General features: G+C 36.2%; 17 protein-coding genes and 1 pseudogene. 5 read left to right on the top strand and 13 right to left on the bottom strand.

Annotated elements, in window-relative coordinates; translation table 11 throughout:
• From FG383_RS13280 to FG383_RS13245, 8 genes are all read right to left on the bottom strand, one after another.
• Positions 1–849: an NAD-dependent epimerase/dehydratase family protein gene (locus tag FG383_RS13280; RefSeq protein ID WP_142607877.1), complete on the bottom strand. Its 849-nt coding sequence runs from the start codon at positions 847–849 to the stop codon at positions 1–3.
• Positions 846–1,475: a sugar transferase gene (locus FG383_RS13275; RefSeq protein WP_142607876.1), complete on the bottom strand. Its 630-nt coding sequence runs from the start codon at positions 1,473–1,475 to the stop codon at positions 846–848. Before FG383_RS13275 ends, FG383_RS13280 begins: the two co-directional genes overlap by 4 nt.
• 140 nt (positions 1,476–1,615) lie before the next feature.
• Entirely contained in the window at positions 1,616–2,494 is an 879-nt protein-coding gene (gene galU / locus FG383_RS13270) for a UTP--glucose-1-phosphate uridylyltransferase GalU (RefSeq protein WP_142607875.1), read from the bottom strand.
• A 22-nt stretch (positions 2,495–2,516) separates the two neighbouring features.
• Positions 2,517–3,821 carry a glucose-6-phosphate isomerase gene (locus FG383_RS13265; protein ID WP_142607874.1) on the bottom strand — a complete coding sequence of 435 codons (1,305 nt, stop codon included), beginning with the start codon at positions 3,819–3,821 and terminating at the stop codon, positions 2,517–2,519.
• Between the two features lie 57 nt (positions 3,822–3,878).
• Positions 3,879–5,717 (bottom strand): polysaccharide biosynthesis protein, encoded by a 1,839-nt coding sequence (locus tag FG383_RS13260; protein WP_142607873.1) that lies wholly within the window; start codon positions 5,715–5,717, stop codon positions 3,879–3,881.
• Positions 5,718–5,935: 218 nt separating this feature from the next.
• Complete coding sequence (locus FG383_RS13255; protein ID WP_142607872.1) at positions 5,936–6,703, bottom strand: tyrosine-protein phosphatase; 768 nt, start codon at positions 6,701–6,703, stop codon at positions 5,936–5,938.
• 63 nt (positions 6,704–6,766) lie between these two features.
• Entirely contained in the window at positions 6,767–7,477 is a 711-nt protein-coding gene (locus tag FG383_RS13250) for a CpsD/CapB family tyrosine-protein kinase (protein ID WP_142607871.1), read from the bottom strand.
• A 4-nt stretch (positions 7,478–7,481) separates the two neighbouring features.
• Complete coding sequence (locus FG383_RS13245; protein ID WP_142607870.1) at positions 7,482–8,207, bottom strand: YveK family protein; 726 nt, start codon at positions 8,205–8,207, stop codon at positions 7,482–7,484.
• A 160-nt stretch (positions 8,208–8,367) separates the two neighbouring features.
• Here FG383_RS13245 and FG383_RS13240 point away from each other — a divergent pair, with 160 nt between their 5' ends.
• A complete protein-coding gene (locus tag FG383_RS13240) occupies positions 8,368–9,186 on the top strand; it encodes an SGNH/GDSL hydrolase family protein (RefSeq protein WP_142607869.1) in 819 nt (272 codons plus the stop codon).
• A 48-nt stretch (positions 9,187–9,234) separates the two neighbouring features.
• On the opposite strand, the gene FG383_RS13235 is transcribed toward FG383_RS13240, so the two are convergent.
• The 3 genes from FG383_RS13235 to FG383_RS21490 form a co-directional block, all read right to left on the bottom strand.
• Positions 9,235–9,897, bottom strand: coding sequence for a hypothetical protein (locus FG383_RS13235; RefSeq protein WP_142607868.1), 663 nt, complete (start codon positions 9,895–9,897; stop codon positions 9,235–9,237).
• A gap of 121 nt (positions 9,898–10,018) precedes the next feature.
• A complete protein-coding gene (locus FG383_RS13230; protein WP_142607867.1) occupies positions 10,019–11,203 on the bottom strand; it encodes a hypothetical protein in 1,185 nt (394 codons plus the stop codon).
• A gap of 228 nt (positions 11,204–11,431) precedes the next feature.
• Positions 11,432–11,560, bottom strand: a complete 129-nt coding sequence (locus FG383_RS21490) for a hypothetical protein (protein ID WP_281285323.1) — start codon at positions 11,558–11,560, stop codon at positions 11,432–11,434.
• Between the two features lie 113 nt (positions 11,561–11,673).
• Between FG383_RS21490 and FG383_RS13225 the strand changes: the two genes are divergently transcribed.
• A complete protein-coding gene (locus FG383_RS13225; RefSeq protein ID WP_185907941.1) occupies positions 11,674–12,495 on the top strand; it encodes an SLAP domain-containing protein in 822 nt (273 codons plus the stop codon).
• A gap of 66 nt (positions 12,496–12,561) precedes the next feature.
• Here FG383_RS13225 and FG383_RS13220 read toward each other — a convergent pair whose 3' ends face one another.
• On the bottom strand, positions 12,562–12,960 hold the full coding sequence (locus FG383_RS13220) for a hypothetical protein (RefSeq protein ID WP_142607865.1): 399 nt from the start codon (positions 12,958–12,960) through the stop codon (positions 12,562–12,564).
• A 74-nt stretch (positions 12,961–13,034) separates the two neighbouring features.
• The gene (locus FG383_RS13215) at positions 13,035–15,290 is read right to left on the bottom strand and encodes a hypothetical protein (RefSeq protein ID WP_142607864.1); all 2,256 of its coding nucleotides are present in this window, start codon (positions 15,288–15,290) and stop codon (positions 13,035–13,037) included.
• 318 nt (positions 15,291–15,608) lie between these two features.
• On the opposite strand from FG383_RS13215, the gene tnpA reads away from it, so the two are divergent.
• The 3 genes and pseudogenes from tnpA to tnpC form a co-directional block, all read left to right on the top strand.
• Complete coding sequence (gene tnpA / locus FG383_RS20950) at positions 15,609–15,935, top strand: IS66 family insertion sequence element accessory protein TnpA (RefSeq protein WP_185907940.1); 327 nt, start codon at positions 15,609–15,611, stop codon at positions 15,933–15,935.
• On the top strand, positions 15,853–16,281 hold the full coding sequence (gene tnpB, locus FG383_RS21660) for an IS66 family insertion sequence element accessory protein TnpB (protein ID WP_142607863.1): 429 nt from the start codon (positions 15,853–15,855) through the stop codon (positions 16,279–16,281). Before tnpA ends, tnpB begins: the two co-directional genes overlap by 83 nt.
• Positions 16,282–16,328: 47 nt before the next feature.
• Positions 16,329–17,750: pseudogene (tnpC, locus tag FG383_RS13205) on the top strand (IS66 family transposase); the annotation flags it as partial.
• Positions 17,751–17,877: the final 127 nt, after the last annotated feature.

The following is a 17,877-nucleotide window of genomic DNA, read 5'->3' as shown; positions in this document are numbered from 1 at the left end:
TTAACGTCCCCTTTCAGTTAAAAGAATCGAAGACTTAAAATCGCATACATCATATGAAATCCTGTATTCAGACATATATTTATCGTACACTAAGTCACCAAACACTTTATTAACCGTACCAATTTTGAGCAATCTTAATAAGGGATTAAAAAACTTTATCATCTTAATCTTTTTCCCATGTTCTTCAGCAATCAGCCTAACCATCTCACTTGTTTTTAAATACTCACTATTTTGCGGGAAGAATAAGCCGTTTCTACAATCATCAATTAGAAGTTTAATAAATTCAGTTAGATTATCTATATAAATCATGCTTCTTCTATTCTCTATATTAGGAAACACCGGTGTTTTGAGAGCCAGACCTGCCAATCTAGTATAATTTCCTTTACAGTCATTACCGTAAATCATCGGCGGTCGAAGAACAGCTACTTTAAATGAATCATCTCTCAAAGTACAAATTAATTCTTCTGCTTGAAACTTTGACTTTCCATAATTACTTTTGGGCTTAAGTGGAGTATCCTTACTTATAACTCCGTTTTCTACCCCATAAACACTCATCGAACTTAAGAATATAAATTGCTTAACACCATCGTTTTTTGCCTTATTAGCAGTTTCATATGCCAAATCACGATTCACACTATAATAAAATTTTGCATTGTCTTTTGTTTCCTTAATGTGCGCTATTCCAGCCACATGTACTACAGCATCGTACAACGAAAAGTTTTTTCCTTTCCAGGATTCGTGCCTTAAACTAATGGAATCTACAGAATATTGTTCTGGAGAATTTTCCAGCCATTTCTCTAGGCTTGTGCCTACATAACTACTTGCTCCTGTTATTAGTATTTTTTTCATTTTAAAATACTCTCCTTAGTACCCGAAACCTTCTTCTGATCTCCAATCCCGCCTTCAATAACCCCATCACTCTTAACAACACTTACAATTGTCCCAAAGAAGCACTTAACATCCATCCAAAAACTGATTTTCTTAACATACTCCCCATCTAACTTAGCCTTAACATCAATAGGCAACTCATCCCGACCATTAATCTGAGCCCATCCTGTCAGTCCCGGCAGCACATCATTCGCATCATATTTATCTCTTTCTTTTATTAAATCATACTGGTTCCAAAGAGCTGGTCTTGGTCCGATAATACTCATCTGTCCAACAATGATATTCCATATTTGAGGCAACTCATCTAAACTAGTTTTCCTTAAAAACTTGCCTGTTTTTGTTATGTATTGCTCCGGGTTAGTAAGTAAATGTGTAGGAGTGTCCATTGGCGTATCTATTCTCATAGTACGAAACTTTAATATATTGAAATGCGTTTTATAGATGCCAATTCTTTTTTGTTTAAAAAGCACTGGACCTCTGGATTCCAATTTGATTGCTATAATTACAATTAAGAATACTGGCGATAGAATAATAAGACCAATTAATGAAAGAATAATATCTATCAATCTTTTAATTTTCATATACATCTTTGTTTCACTCCTTGGTTTCTTTAGTAATTTACTCCATAATTCGATTCCAATTAATCCAATTTAGTAATAAATAACCAAGACATTCATCCTATATTAAAACCACTAAGCCTAATCAATTGGCCCAGATTTTCTATCCCCTAAACGACCAACCGCCCAGTCATCAGCTCATCCAAATAAACCAACAACTCATCTCTCAACCCTTCATCCTGCAAAGCCATCTCAATAGTAGTCTGTATAAATCCTAACTTCTCTCCAACATCATACCGCTTACCCTCAAAATCAAAAGCATACACATCCTGCACTTGGTTAAGATGTTGAATTGCATCCGTCAACTGAATCTCTCCACCAGCACCCGTTTCCTGCTTTTCCAGAAACTCAAAAATCTCAGGAGTCAAAATATACCGACCCATAATAGCCAAATTAGAAGGTGCAGTACCCTGTTCCGGTTTCTCCACAAAATTACTAACTTGATAACGTCTACCTTCTTTTGAACTCGGATCAATAATCCCATATCGATGCGTATTTTCATTCGCAACTGTTTGAACACCAATTACGGATGATCCAGTTTCATCATATTGTTCGATCAATTGTTTAAGACAAGGTTTTTCAGCTTGTACGATATCATCACCTAGTAATACAGCAAATGGCTCATCCCCGATAAAGTTACGTGCACACCATACGGCATGTCCTAATCCTTTAGGTTCTTTTTGGCGTATGTAGTGGATTTCAACTTTAGAAGATTGATTTACTTTTTCTAGTAGGTCAAACTTGCCTTTTTCCATCAAGTTTTCTTCCAACTCTAAATTACGATCAAAATGATCTTCTATCGCACGTTTTCCTTTTCCCGTAACAATAATAATATCTTCTATGCCAGATGCGATTGCTTCTTCCACAATATATTCAATAGTAGGTCTATCCACAATCGGCAGCATCTCTTTCGGCATTGCTTTTGTCGCAGGAAGGAAGCGTGTTCCTAATCCAGCAGCTGGAATAATAGCTTTTCTCACTTTTTTCATTTGTCATCACCTATTGCCCGATTTATTTTACTATTTTAATATTCTTCCCAAGTAATTCAAACATCTTCGATTTATACGCTTCTACACCAGGTTGGTCAAATGGATTAACACCTTGTAAGTAAGCACTCATTGCGCAGGCTTTCATGAAAAAGAACATGAGATAACCTAGATGGTACTCGTCCAATCTTTCAACTTCGATACTAATGACAGGTACACCGCCCTCTACATGGGCCATTGCTGTACCTTGAGTTGCAATATCGTTGATGGTATTTAGTGTTTTATCACTTAAATAGTTCAACTGATCTTTATTTTGACTGTCATATGGAACTTCACAATCTTCCTCTACCTCGTGGAAGTGTAATAATGTTTCAAATAAGAAACGTTTTCCATCTTGAATATATTGTCCAATCGAGTGAAGATCTGTGGAAAAGGAGACCGCTGCGGGGAATATTCCGTCATGCCCTTTCCCTTCACTTTCTCCAAATAATTGTTTCCACCACTCGTGAAGGTTTTTCAATGCTGGTTCAAATGAAGCTAAAACTTCCACTTCATACCCTTTTGAAAGCAGTAGTTGACGAGTTGCCGCGTATCGATAAGCTTGGTTTGTAAAAATATCATTTGCTTGTAAATCAATCGCTGCTTTTTTTGCTCCACTCATTAATGCTTGAATATCATATCCTTGGACCGCAAGTGGTAATAATCCCGCTGGAGTAAAAACAGAATAGCGGCCACCGATTGTCTCTTCGATGATAAATGAGCGATAGCCTTTTTCATTCGCTAATTCGCGAAGGGCTCCTTTTTCACTATCCGTCGTGACAATGATTCGTTCATTTGCTTTTTCTCCGTACTTTTCTTCCATGTATTTTCTTAAAATACGAAAAGCAATTGCAGGTTCAGTCGTAGTACCTGATTTGGAAATAACATTTATATACACATCTTTATATTGGAGAAACTGTAATAATTGATTCAAATAGCGACCGCTCAAATTTTGGCCTGCATAAATTACTTCTGGGAACGTATCATCCACTGGGAAGTAAGGACTTAGTGCGTCTTGAATTGCTTTAGACCCTAAATAAGATCCGCCAATTCCAATGACTACAAATACTTTCGCATTATTTCGCACTTCTTTAGCTATTTCCAACATCTCTTCTATTGGAGATTCATGGTTTTCTAGCGGGTAATCTAACCACCCTAAAAACTCGTTTCCTATGGAGCTTTTATTATGCATGTCATCATGAATACTTTTAACTGACTCATTTAATAACAGTAATTCATCCTGTTGAATATAAGACTTTAAATAGTTTGTTTGTAACTTTAATGTACTCATCTTATTCTCCAATCTAAAATACAGGTTTTCAGTACCGAATTAACATGCAGTTATATGTTACATACTTACTACCCTTTGTTTATTTACTTCAAGGTTTTTCTTATTAGCTATACCTACTAAAGTATCCTTTAACTCATCTATTGAAAGTGTAGGAATCGTATCTAATAGATGATCTAATTCTATATTCGTAATCGGCGTAGCCTTCCCGATATAAATCTTCGGAAACACAACCTCACTCTGTCTTTCATTTTCATTCATCAATTCTTCGTATAATTTTTCACCTGGTCTAATTCCTGTTTCTTTCACTTCAATCTCGCCTTTTGCGTAACCAGACAATCGAATCAGATTATTAGCTAAATCGACAATTTTCACTGGTTCTCCCATATCGAGGACGAATACTTCCCCTCCATTTGCAAGTGTTCCAGCTTGAATAACTAGTCTTGAAGCTTCCGGGATGGTCATGAAGTATCTTGTCATACGCTCATCCGTTATTGTCACTGGCCCACCAGCCATTATTTGTTTCTTAAATAGTGGTACAACACTACCCCTAGATCCTAGTACATTACCAAAACGTACTGCTGCAAACTTCGTTTCACTTTTTCTCGCAAGATTCTGAACAATCATCTCAGCAAAACGCTTCGTCGCACCCATCACGTTCGGTGGATTCACTGCTTTGTCGGTTGAAATCATAACGAAGTAGCCAATCCCAAACATATCAGCTGCTTCTGCAACATTTTTTGTACCGAAGATATTATTTTTGACTGCTTCCATTGGATTGTATTCCATTAATGGTACATGTTTGTGTGCTGCAGCGTGATAAATCACGTCTGGTTTAAATTCGGATACGATATCGAAAATGCGGTTACGATCCTGGATATCCGCGATAATTGGAATTATTTCTGTACTTTGTGAAACCTTTTGGCGCAATTCCATGTCTATAGTATAGATAGAATTTTCACCGTGACCGAGTAGAATAAGCTGTTTTGGGTCGAATCTTGCTACTTGGCGACAAATCTCTGAACCAATTGAGCCGCCAGCTCCTGTTATAAGAATCTTTTTATTTGTCAGTTTTATAGAAATCGACTCCAAATCTAGTTCCACTTCTTCCCTTCCGAGTAAATCTTCTATTCTTACATCTCTGATTTCATTGATAGATACTTTGCCCGTCAGTAAGTCTTCTATAAGTGGCATTATTTGTGTTCGAATGCCAGTGTCTATGCATTGTTGCATGAGCATTGCACTTGTTTGTTTATCGAGTGAGGGGATTGCTATGATGATGTGTTCTATACTTAAGTCTTTTACTGCATCTGCCATAATATCTGCTCCACCTAATACGCGCATATTAAAGATTTCTAATCCTTTTTTCTGTGCATCATCATCTAAAAAAGCGATTGGTTTTAGTGGAGATTCGATATTTTTCAACAACTGGCGGGCAATCATTGTTCCTGCTGAACCCGCTCCTATGATGAGGGTTCGCTTTTGTTTCTTGTCGAATTGATCGCTAGATATATATGTATCACGGAAAACTCTCCATGAAAGCCTTGTGCCACCAATAAGTAGAATATGAAGCATCCATGTAATGGATAATGCACGATACAGGATGTCCCCTTTTACGATAAATTGAATAAGTGCAACTGCTATGATAGATAATGATACTGCTTTAAAAATCGATACTAACTCTCTTACTGATGCATATTCCCATACTTTTCGATAAAGTCCATAATGCATTGCAAAACCATGATGTGCTAAAAATATAGTAAGTGAACTTATCAACAAAAAAGTATCCGTAAAAGGATTGTCTATTGGATGCAGTAAAAAGTATCCTATATAAATAGAAAATAATACTATACAAGAATCGACCAATACTAACATCGACATTCTTTTTCTCAACGACATCTAACACCCACCTATTCTTTATACAATTTGTATATTAGTTTCCATAAATGATTATAGCACTTTTAAAATTGGTTGGTTTATTTTATTTAGTGCATTATTTAAAAATGGAAATTGAATAGTTCAAAAGTATCTTCGTTGTAACTTCTTTCACGTTTTGTATTGATTTAACCTTATCTATTTTTTATCAATATCAGATAAATCTATTAATTCTTATAAAATTACGCAAATAATCTCCACCATTTAGCCTTTTCTAGTTCTTTTGGCTCTAAAATTATTACTTCAATGTTTTCTACTATTCTTGCATTGTTTTCTAGAAAAATGTCGACAGCATCGAGTCTTTTATGCTTTTCCAAATAACGGAGTCCAGCGTCAAATAGAAAGGGACGTGTTTTCGCATGATGAACGTCAGAACCATATGTATGCACCAAATTAGCATCTACCAGTTGAAGTGATTGTTTTTGAATATTTCTACCGAAATGACCCGCTAAACTACCGGCAGTGATTTGAGCTAGTGCCCCGTGGTTTATTAGTTTCAATAGTCTACTTGGTTTTTCTGCAATTGCTCGATTTCTTTCGGGGTGAGCAATTATTGGCACTTTATCTAAATTTAAGATACCTTGAATGATTTGAACCGTGTAAGCTGGTATATTCGCAGTTGGCAACTCGAGTAAGACATATTTCGAATCTGCAAGCGTAAGTGCTTCTCCGGATGCTAACTTTTCTATAGTGGAGTCTTGTACTCTTATTTCTTGTCCTGAATGGATGTTGATCGGTAAATTTTGTTTTTTTATCTCTGCATTTAATAATTCTACTTTTTCTAAAACGATACTTTGCGGTACATCAAAGTGAGGGTTATAAGCATGCGGTGTGGCAATAATATCCGTAATACCCTCCTTTACGGCCTGCTCCAATAGCTTCATCGATTCTGCTAACGTTTGGGCTCCATCATCTACTCCTGGGAGAATATGTGCATGTATATCAATCATTATTATTACCCCTTTTTCCTATAGGTTAATCAAAAAAAAGAACGAATAGGCATAACTACCTATTCATTCAGCACTTCCGTAATATTGATAGTAATAATGGTCCTTATGTAATTGGAAGTTATTCATGACTACCCCAATAATGTTTGCTTTAGAAGAAACCAGAGCTTCTTTCGCTCTTAGTATCCCTTCTTTTTCTGTTTCTCCCGCACTTAGAATTAATATTGTACCATCACATTTATTGGAAAGTATTTGAGCATCTGTTACCGAGAGTAGTGGTGGTGCATCAAAAATGATAATGTCGTAACTTTCTTTCATTTCCTCTATTACTTTGTTCATTGTTTGAGAACTTAGTAATTCTGCTGGGTTAGGAGGAATCGGACCACATGTAATGATATGTAAATTTTCAATCTCACTCGTTTTTACTACTTCCGCTACAGTAGCTTGCCGTGTTAGGAGATTGGATAAACCTAATGTATTTGTCAGATGAAACGTATAGTGAACGGTTGGTTTACGCATGTCTGAATCCACTAAGAGGACACGTTTTCCTTGCTGTGCAAATACAACAGCCGTATTGGCTGAAACGGTTGACTTCCCTTCTCCTGGAGAAGAAGAAGTAATAAGAAATGTTTTCAATTCTTTATCTGGCATAGAAAAGTTAATGTTCGTCCGTAGCGTTCGGAATTGCTCCGAGACAATAGATTTTGTATTTGCACTAGTTACAAGTTTACGTGCAGCATTTTGAATAATATGTTTTTTGCTTTTTTTTCTTGCCATATTATTACCTCTTTCTTCTTTGTGTCACTTGTACTTTTGTATCTAGAATTTCTTGATCCGAAATTGGACTGATTAAACCTATAATAGGTAGATTTAAAAGTTCTTCCACGTCTTGTTCGTTTTTCACTGTCGTATCTAAATACTCTAATAGAAATGCGATCCCTACTCCGAGCATTAAACCGATAACAGCTGCGATAGCCATATTGAGCATAGGATCCGGTTTGACTGGTGATGGATTTTCTCCAATTAGAGCTGGTGTTAATATGCTTACATTGTCTACCTTCATTAATTTTATAATTTCATTTTGGAAAACAGTAGCTGTTGTGTTGGCAATATCAACTGCTACATTAGGGTTTGCATCATGTACAGTTATATTGACTACCTGTGAGTTTTGTTCATTTTTTACTGTAATTTGATTGGTTAATGCAGCTGGTGTTGTGTTTAGATCTAATTGTTCAATTACTTTACTTAATATAGCAGGACTCTTAATAATTACATTGTATGTATTGATAAGTTGCAAGTTTGTTTGTATGTCTTGTGCGTTGAATGTACTAATATCTGTTTTTTCTTGATTGACTAATATTTGTGTAGAAGACTGGTAAATCGGTGTTAAGAAAAGAAAGCTAACTACCCCACTTGCCGTAATTGCGACTACGGTTGTCAGTATGATTAATAGTAATCTTTTTTTCAACGTTTTAAACAGATCTTGGAGGCTTATTGTCTCTTCCATTAAATTTAAAACTCCTTTAATATCAATTCTATTACTTTCGACATAGTATAGCATACATTGGCATTTTGCGCCTTTACCTTTATTATTCTATCATAGGAGAAGTATAATATAACCACAAGATTTGTAAGATTAGCAAAATAGGTGTTAAGGAGGGGTTTAAGTGAATTATAAGCGAATTATCGCAATAGTTATTTCCGTTATTTGTATTATTTTGCTTATTTTCAGTTTTTTAACGTGGAAATCAAAAATAGATAATGTCAAAGCAGGGGCAAAAATAATCGATTCTACCCAAAATGAACTAGTAGAAACAAAGGATATTGTATCACCTACAAAAGATAGATCTGATTCATTAAGTAGAACAACTGTCGAGGGTGCACTAAAAAACGCAGATGAAAATGTACAAAACTTAGTATTGAATCGATTTTATTCAAAACAAAAAGTTCAGCTTCTCATCGTTGGCTCTAATTCGATGGAAGACGGAGCACCAGGTTACGCGACATTACTTACAAATGCTTTAACAGATACATATGGTGACTTTATCGAAACGGATGCTTTACCGTTTGACGGTACATCCAAACAATTTATAGAGGAAAAGATGCTAGACATCGATTGGACAATTGGATACGATCTCGTCCTTTTAGAACCATTCACGCTTCATAATAATGGGAAAGTGATCATTGAAGATGAACATAGACATATCCAAGCTTTTGAACAGAAAGTGTTAGAGGAAGTGCCAGATGCAATTGTGATTCTTCAACCTTCACACCCTTTTTTCCAGGCCAATTTTTACTTAATACAGATTGACTCACTGGAGAAATTTGCCGCACGTAGAGGATATCCTTATATTAATCATTGGACTGCTTGGCCAGCTACCACTGACCCTGCACTGGATAATTTTCTAACTGAAGACAACAGTCCGAATAGTGAAGGAGCTAAAGCTTGGGCTTCCTCACTGATTACTTATTTTACGGGCAAATAATACAAAATCCCCTCACTACTACGTGTAGCTGTGGGGATTTTAAGTTGATCATCTATTGTCAAGTGCTTTTTTTAGTATACCGTCACGTCGTGCTTTTTTGGTCGCTTCATATTCATCTTTGAAGCTTTGTGCGTACGTCTTATCATAGCCATTTACAGCAAGATCTTTTTCTACCGCTTTAAGCACTGCGTGGAAAACTGTATCCGTGCTCGCTTCCAAATCTCCTGCTGCCGCCGTATATTTATTGTAAAAATAGCCGAAATCTACTTTTTCTCCATCTGCTTTCTTTCCGCTATATTCGCTTACTGCTCGTCCAATGAGAGCATTGATTTTGGAATCTGCTTGGGCTTCTAGTCCTTCAAGTGCCGGTCTATATTTGTCTTTTATCGATGCAACTGTTGGTTTTTCAGTAGAGGATGTGTTTGTTGTGGAATCGGTGCCAGGTTCAGCAGTCTTTCCATCTAACTTTTCGCCACTTGTCGCAACTGTATTTACTTCAGAGGTTGCAGTCTCTTCGACAATCTCTCCTTTTTCATCGATGACAAGCGTGCTTCCATCTGGCAGTTCCACTTTATATGGATCCCCAACAATCTCACTCACTTCTTTATCTGCCACATCATATTCTTTAAATTTAAACATATAGAGCAAGTACCCCCCCGCTCCAAGTATTATTACTAAAGCTACTATTAAAAAGATTTTAAGTTTCTTCATAAAATTCTCCTTTACCAATATATATCATTAGTTTAGCACGAAGAATAATAGAAGAGTAGAGAATATAGTCAGATAATGCAGAAAATCCCTTCACATGTTGTCGATGTGAAGGGATTTTTGCTTATTTAAATATAAGTGAGAAGGTTACAGCTAGTTCTGAACCATTATTTACTGTGATAGGTAGGTTAATTGTTTTACCTTTCAAATCAGCAAGCGTAGTTGCATCAGAAGAGATTGTAGATGCAATATAAGCTACTGCCTCTGCCGATAATGCATCATGACCATCCACTTTAGTAACTCCTAGTTGATTAGTAAACATTGGATAGAACCCTTGTCCTAAAAATTCTGCAATTGTTGCATTTGCATTAACTACTGTAACAGTTAAAGTATTAGAAGCAGTTCTTTCAGCTGTAGCAATGTTACTTGAAATTTTGTTAACTTCAGTTGCTAAACCTGTAATTTTCGTATTTAACGTTTGTTGAGGTGTTGGTGTATTTTCACTGCTTCCACCGCCACCGCCTCCGCCAGCTACTGGTGGTGTAGTTGGTTTAACTTCTGCTACTACTTTCTCAACTTCTTTTATAAGTTCTTTAAGGAAAGAGCTTTTATCTGGATTTGGAAGTCTTTCGATTAAAGCGGGAATACTATCTAATACTTTTTGTGCTGCTTCTGTCTTTCCTTCAGCCGTTAACTTTGCAGCCTCTGTTACTTTCATATAAATCGTAACTGGTACCATTAATTCTTCTCGTTTATCATCTGCTGGTAATTTATACTTTTCTAGTAGTAGGTCACGAGATGCCTTACCAGAAAAACGATAAAGTATAGAAGTTCTAGATTTTAGTTGAACAGATAATTTATGATACGCTTTCTCAACTGCTGCTAAATCATTTTTCGCTTCTGCTTCTTTAATTTCTTTCATGATTGGATCAAGATATTTCGTTGCATAGTTATACGCATCAATATATGGAACAAGACCCTTTGTAATTTTCTCCGTGTACAATGCATCCAGTTCCTTCAGTTTTGCTTGTTTTTCTTTTTCTGAAAGTTTAGATGCTTTAATAGCTTTAGTCACTTCGTTATAGCTTTTCTTAGCACTGTTTAAAGTTGCATAAAGTGAACTACTTGGAACAAGTTCCCCTTCCAGTGATGGATAGACATAAAGAGTTGTAGCTTTATTCAACTCTGCCTTCACCTTGTCAAATGATTGGTCAACTGTTGTTGCCCCTAGCGCTACCGGTGAAAACGCTAGTACTGATGACGTTAATAATACCGCAGCTGCTGTTTGTTTTAATAAACGTTTGTTCATTTTTCTCCTCCTCATTATTGGGATAATTTGTTGATTAATTTCCAATATATTTCAACAATTTAATAATACTATTTAACTGGAAACTATACAACTTCAAATTTATTGCACTAAATGTATTCATTACTAAAAAGGAAATATTACAATAGTATTACTGGTGCCAGGTACCAGTAATACTATTGTAATATTTGAAGAGATGAGTTTTGTCTTATAACGAGAAAACAAAAAACATTATCCGTCCATATCTACTAAAAATTCAATAATATTACTTTTTACTGCTACATCATGAATATTGTCTAAAACTACTATGTATCTATGTTTTCTAAAATCGAGTCGATTTTTTCTATAAACGATTCCCAAAAGAAGTTGCCCTTCTAAATTCATCCAGTTTGTATATCCTTCACAGCAAGATAAGTTATAAATAAATGTGCTATACTATCGGTAAGGTATTTTGAAACGAAAGGAATTAGATGATGACAAATACACCTAAAACATATAAAACAGAAATAGATTTTTCTACGGACTGGGAAATACCTGCACAGGAGAAATATATTTTTCAATATTTCCATCAACAATTAGAAGATTTAGAAGCCAACAAACTGCATGTACATGGAGTAAAATTATATACTGTAGATACTGGAATCATTGTTACGGCTATTATTAGACACTCTTTACCGAAGAAATTACTTCTTGAACAAGTAGTGCTAATCGTGAAAGATAAAGAAGGTAAGGAAATAGCAAAAAAACAATTTGATATGGAATTGTTCGGAGTGTTAGAGCCATGTACCGCAAGACCATGGAACTTCCTATTTGAAACCGATGATCTACTAGTTCCTTACGAAGAGATAGTAAACGAAATGGATTTCGAAATGGCATTCGAATATTACGAAAAAGTAGTAAAAGATTTCGAACTATATTTAGATGAAAATTGGTCGAATGGTCTTACAGAAGATCAACAGGGATATGTGCACAATTTGGTTGCTTCATTGGAACCTATTAAAGAAAACGAACTCTCGGTTGTCGGATTCCATTTCCATGAATCAGAAGAAGCAGTCAATGTTTATGTGATCATTCGTAATGCATTTTCTGAATCATTAACAATTGAAAACCTTCCGATTCAATTGTTTGATGCAACTGGTGATATGGTATGTAAACTTGGATTCCCAATTGGCCAATTCGAAATTGCTTCCAAACAAGCGCGCCCACTTAGCTTATCGTTCTCTAAAGAAGTGTTCATGAAAGAAAATCCAGATTTTAGTTCTTGGAAAATTGAAATGATTCCTCAAACTTTGTAATACAATAGTAAGCAGTTAAAGAGTTTTCTCTTTAACTGCTTTTGTTTTTGGAAACAGCGGCATAATCTATTGTATATCCACTACCTCTAGTGCTGTATTATCCTTTATTCCAGATACAAGCGCTAATTTTGCTTTTGAAGGTGTTTCATATTTTACTTTAGCGGTATTTTTTTGAATGAAACTCCCCCCACCTACACCATATAGCCCACTATTTTGCCCTTTATAACTATATACACGGAACTCCTCGTCTTTTTTTAACATACGAACGATCGTTAAAGAACCATTGCTTTCTATTTTCACAAGTGGTGTGTCTTGTAGAATCGTTACCTTTCCAATTTGCCCAATCTTTAATTCGGTTTTGCCCCACATTACTTTAGTTGCTGCTGCCGTATTTATTGGAATCGTAATCAATAATCCTAAGGTTATTAGTATTGGTAGACTTATTTTAGATATTTTTGTAAACATTTTTAACTCCTTCATCAATATGTACTAAAAGCCGTTAAAGAGTCTCACTTTAACGGCTATCACTTTTTCTAAAATTAGTATCCTTTAATCTCAAATCCTGCATTTACTTTCAGATTCAATCCATAAGCATTAGTAACACCTTCAATGGAAATAACTTTTAAATCGCCTGTTAATAATCCATCATTTCCTTTAGTCATAATAACAGCAGTTCCTTTCGTCGTATCGATTGTGCCGAATTTAACTTGGAAGCCATTGTTGACTGGGTTGAATCTGGTGTTATCCTGATTGTTTGCGAATTTAACTTTTGTGCCATCTGCATCCTGAACGATGATTGTCGCATTGGATGCGGTAACTGCTTGATCTTGAGCTAAGACTAAGCCACTTTTATTACTTAATGGAGCTATTGTAAATGTCAATTCTTCGTTAGACAAATCATTGTCTAGTGATGTTCCATTGCTGATAGATAAAAGATCAAAAGTTCCTTCTACCACTCTCAATGTTTTAGCATCCCATCCAACGCTTGTAGGCGTCGCTTTACCAGCTACCTGTTGAACAAATGAATAATCTGTTATTGCATTTTGGTCCACGTTTGTTGAATAACTCCATGCTCCGTTTGCATTCACTCTTGTTTTTCCAACGTATGTGCCCGAGTTTTTGAAAAGGAATATTTCATAGTTTGGTTGCGCTGTACCGATTAGATCAATTCGGCTTCCAACCATACGGTATCCAGCAGTTCCAGGTTTATATGCAAATTTAGAGTCGAGTAAAAGATCGACAAAATAGAAATTTGTCGTAATTTCAAACGTCGAAGTTGCTGTTGGTTGGTATGTTCCATTTACTGTATCTTCGATGTCCAGCGCTGATTTAAATGAATCGTAAGAGACTGCGATTCCTTCATTCTTATAAACGTCACCAGAAGTTTTTACATTGTATTTCAATCCATCCGTAGTAACGAAGTAATTATTATAAATGTCTACATAAAATATTTTCTTATTGGAGAAAGAGCCAGCTTTAGCAGGAGCATAAAAGTTTAATTTTGCTGAAGTTTTCGTTTCTGCTACTTTATTGCTCTCCATTTTGTTAAATGTAATGACATTATCAATTGCAGCAACGTTAACATCTTTTGCAGTAAAAGCAATTGTTACCGTGCCATTTTTATCTGGCGTTACATTGATACTTTTCGCTCCTACAATATTATTCTCAATACCATTTATTGAAACTAACTTGATCCCTGCTGGAATATCGATCCGAACTGTAGATTTAGAAGGCTGGCTATTTGACTCTGTAAAGTTTGCTGCCATAGTAAGCACTTCGGATGTCTCTCTATGTTGAGTCGTTTGGTTTCCTACTTGAATTGGTACTACGCTACCTGGAGCTGTAAAACTAGCAGAATTCCCTTTATACTTAGCCGTATATTTTATCCCTGGACTTTGGGTAGTTGTCGTTAACGTAACCACTGTTCCATCTTTACTTAAGGATGCATTCGTAACTGTCAAAGAATTATCAAATGAAAACTCTGAAAGATGAATTGTAGAAACTGCTTTAGTCAATTTTATTGATACAGTATTGTTATCCACTCTAGAAATAGAAACAATTTGAACAGGTAGAGAATTAGTTACAACGTCGAGATTATTTTTCAAAATATTTTCCCAAACCATGATATTGGAGTTAAGGATCACTTGACTTTCGGCAACTTTTTTTGCAGCTTCTTCATACTTACCAGCTCGGATGTCTGCAGCAGCAGCCTTCGTATACATATGTACAGTGACATCGTTCTTTACATAATTGATTAATTGTTCTGCTGGTCCTTTTACTACATTTCGAATTTTATCCCGTGTTGATTGACCATATACACGATCCAATAAAATCGTTTGCTTACGGAATTCCGCAGTCATTTCATGATATGCACTTTCAACCTGTTCTAAATTATTTGTAACAACAGCTTGTGAAAGTGCAGTCTTCTTTTCTTCTATCTTAGTACTTGCCGTAATTGCATCGAGATACCCTTGTGCTCGTTGTAGCTGAGTTTTTGGCTCAATTAATTGAGCTTCAAACTTTAATTTATCCGAATAACTTACTCCATTCATAGCTTCTTTGACTTTTGCAATAGCCGTTTTTGCCGCATTAAATTCAGTCCATGGCTGCGTTATTCCATCTGCAGACCCCTCAATTGAAATTGCCCATTTCAAAACAGTTCCTGCTTTTTGTGCATCACTTACTAATTTTTCAATATTTGTTGAAGCATCTGCTTTTTGATTTGGTATTGTTGCAACAAATGCTGATGTAGCTATTGCTGAAGCTATGATTATCTTAGTTGTTTTATTGTTCATGAAAATTCTCCCCCTTTTTTTCAATACCCTTTGACTTATACTTAATTATACAAAATAACATTACAAAAATGTGGACTACTTACTATTATTTTCAATTTATTTTCATTATTAATTTAATTATTCTACATCCACCAATTTGATATAGAAAAAAATAAGCCATTCCAGTTAATTGAACTAGAACGACTTATTATTATATACGGCTTGAATGCGATTTCCATGCTGTTTCTACGTAAGCGTCAAATAACCCACACCTTCTAACATCTCCGATGTTTTGTGATAATCACAATAACATCAAATGTTAGGAGGTTTTATTTTTCCATGTCCCCAGAGGAACGAAAACAACTATGGCAGCAACGGATCGATGCCTACAAGGCAAGTGATGAACCCAATGTAAAAGCCTGGTGTCAACACAACCAAATTGGTCTTCAAAGTATGTATCAATGGATGAAAAGACTTAATTCAGAATCAAGTATCGATGTTCAATCTGCAACACAATGGATGGCACTAAGTGAGTCTGACTCACACTCCGATTCAAACTCATCCCTTCGCATCCAAATAGGCAATGTTTCTATTGAGATTCAAGACGATTTTAATCGCGCACTTTTCCAAGAAGTGCTTGAAATCCTTCAACATCATGTTAAGTAAAGCCCCAATTGATCAGGTTTACTTGGCTTGCGGTCCAACGGATTTGAGAAAGTCGGTTGATGGATTAGCGGCAATTGTTCAATTGAGTTTTCAACTAGATCCCTTTTCATCTAATCTCTTTGTGTTCTGCAATCGCAAACGGGATAAATTAAAAATCTTACACTGGGATCACAATGGATTTTGGCTGTACTATCGCCGTTTGGATGAAGGGCTGTTCCATTGGCCTGAATCACAAACGTCAAGTCCACTAAAAATTAGCCAACGGCAATTAAATTGGTTACTCGATGGGCTTCCAATGGAACAAAAACAAGCCCACCCAAAAATTGATGCAAAATTTATAATTTAGAGAGAATTGACATCCCATGTCTTCTCTCTTTATGGTACTATATTCTCATGGAAAAAAATACGACTCAACTACAAGAAACAATTGAAGAACTCGCAGCGAAAAATGCGGATTTAGAAAAACAAAAAGAAGTCCTAGAGGCAAAAATTAAATGGTTGGAAGAACAGTTCCGACTTAGCCAACAAAAGAAATTTGGGGCTTCCAGTGAAAAATCAAATCCAAATCAAATCGAACTTCTCCTTTTTAATGAAGCTGAACTATCAGTGGATGAAAAGGTCGAAGAACCCACACTTGAATCGATTACTTACCAGCGAAAAAAGTATGTCGGACAACGAGATGCGAAACTTGAAAACCTGCCTACGGAAACGATCCATTATCGTTTACCTGATAAAGAGCAGGTCTGTTTGTGTTGCGGCGAAGCCGTTCACGAAATGAGCACAGAAAAGAGACGCGAATTAAAAATCGTTCCCGCTCAAGTGACAGTCATTGAACATGTTCAACATATTTTCAGTTGCCGTCAATGTGAACGGGAAGGTATAGAAACGCCAATTATTACAGCTAAAATGCCTGCGGCAGTTTTTCCAAAAAGTCTCGCTTCGCCTTCTTCAATGGCATATATAATGAATCAAAAATACGTAGAAGGGATGCCATTGTACCGAATTGAAAAACAATTTGAACGGCTTGGTGTCTTTCTATCACGCCAAACGGTTGCCAACTGGGTAATATATGGTGCAACGAAGTGGCTCTCACCGCTTTACAATCGCTTGCACGAGTTACTACTTCAACTTGATCGTCTGCACGCAGACGAAACAACAGTTCAAATTTTAACAGAACCTGGAAAATCGGCAAATTCCAAATCCTATATGTGGCTGTACCGATCTAGTCGAGATGTAGCGCCGATTGTCTTATATGACTATCAAACTTCGCGCCACAGTAAGCACCCGAAAGCATTTCTTAGGGGATTTGCGGGATACCTTCATGTCGATGGCTATGCGGGGTACCATGATTTGAAGGACGTGGAGTTGGTTGGTTGTTGGGCACATGCTAGAAGAAAATATGACGAAACGCTCAAATCGTTACCTACCAATATAGACAAATCTACGACTCTCGCGGCTGAAGGTCTTCAATTCTGTACGCAATTATTTAAAATTGAAAAACAGATAGAAGAGGAATATGAAAATTGTAGCCCAGAACAAAGGAAAGAACAACGTCAAAAACGCAGTCAACCCGTGTTGGATGCTTATTTAGTATGGCTAAAATCCAAACGTCCTCAAGTCCCACCTAAAAGCAAATTAGGTGACGCCATCAATTATAGTTTAAACCAATGGCCAAAGCTCATTGCCTTTATGAAAGACGGGCGACTTGAACTCGATAATAACAGAGCAGAGCGCTCCATTAAACCATTCGTGATGGGTAGAAAAGCATGGCTATTTGCCCAATCAATGAAGGGTGCAACTGCCAGTGCCATCATCTTGTAACCGTCAAGTGAAAACATACAGTTTTTGCTCGTTTGAAATGAACACTTTTGCTTAAAATACGTGCTGCCTGTTTTTCATGCGATAGCTGTCTCCCTCCATGTGAATAACCTCCACACGATGT

The organism is Psychrobacillus soli (assembly GCF_006861775.1).
Lineage (GTDB): Bacteria > Bacillota > Bacilli > Bacillales_A > Planococcaceae > Psychrobacillus > Psychrobacillus soli.
The sequence above is the reverse complement of the archived record's forward strand: the minus strand, read 5'-3'. Positions and strand labels throughout refer to the sequence as shown.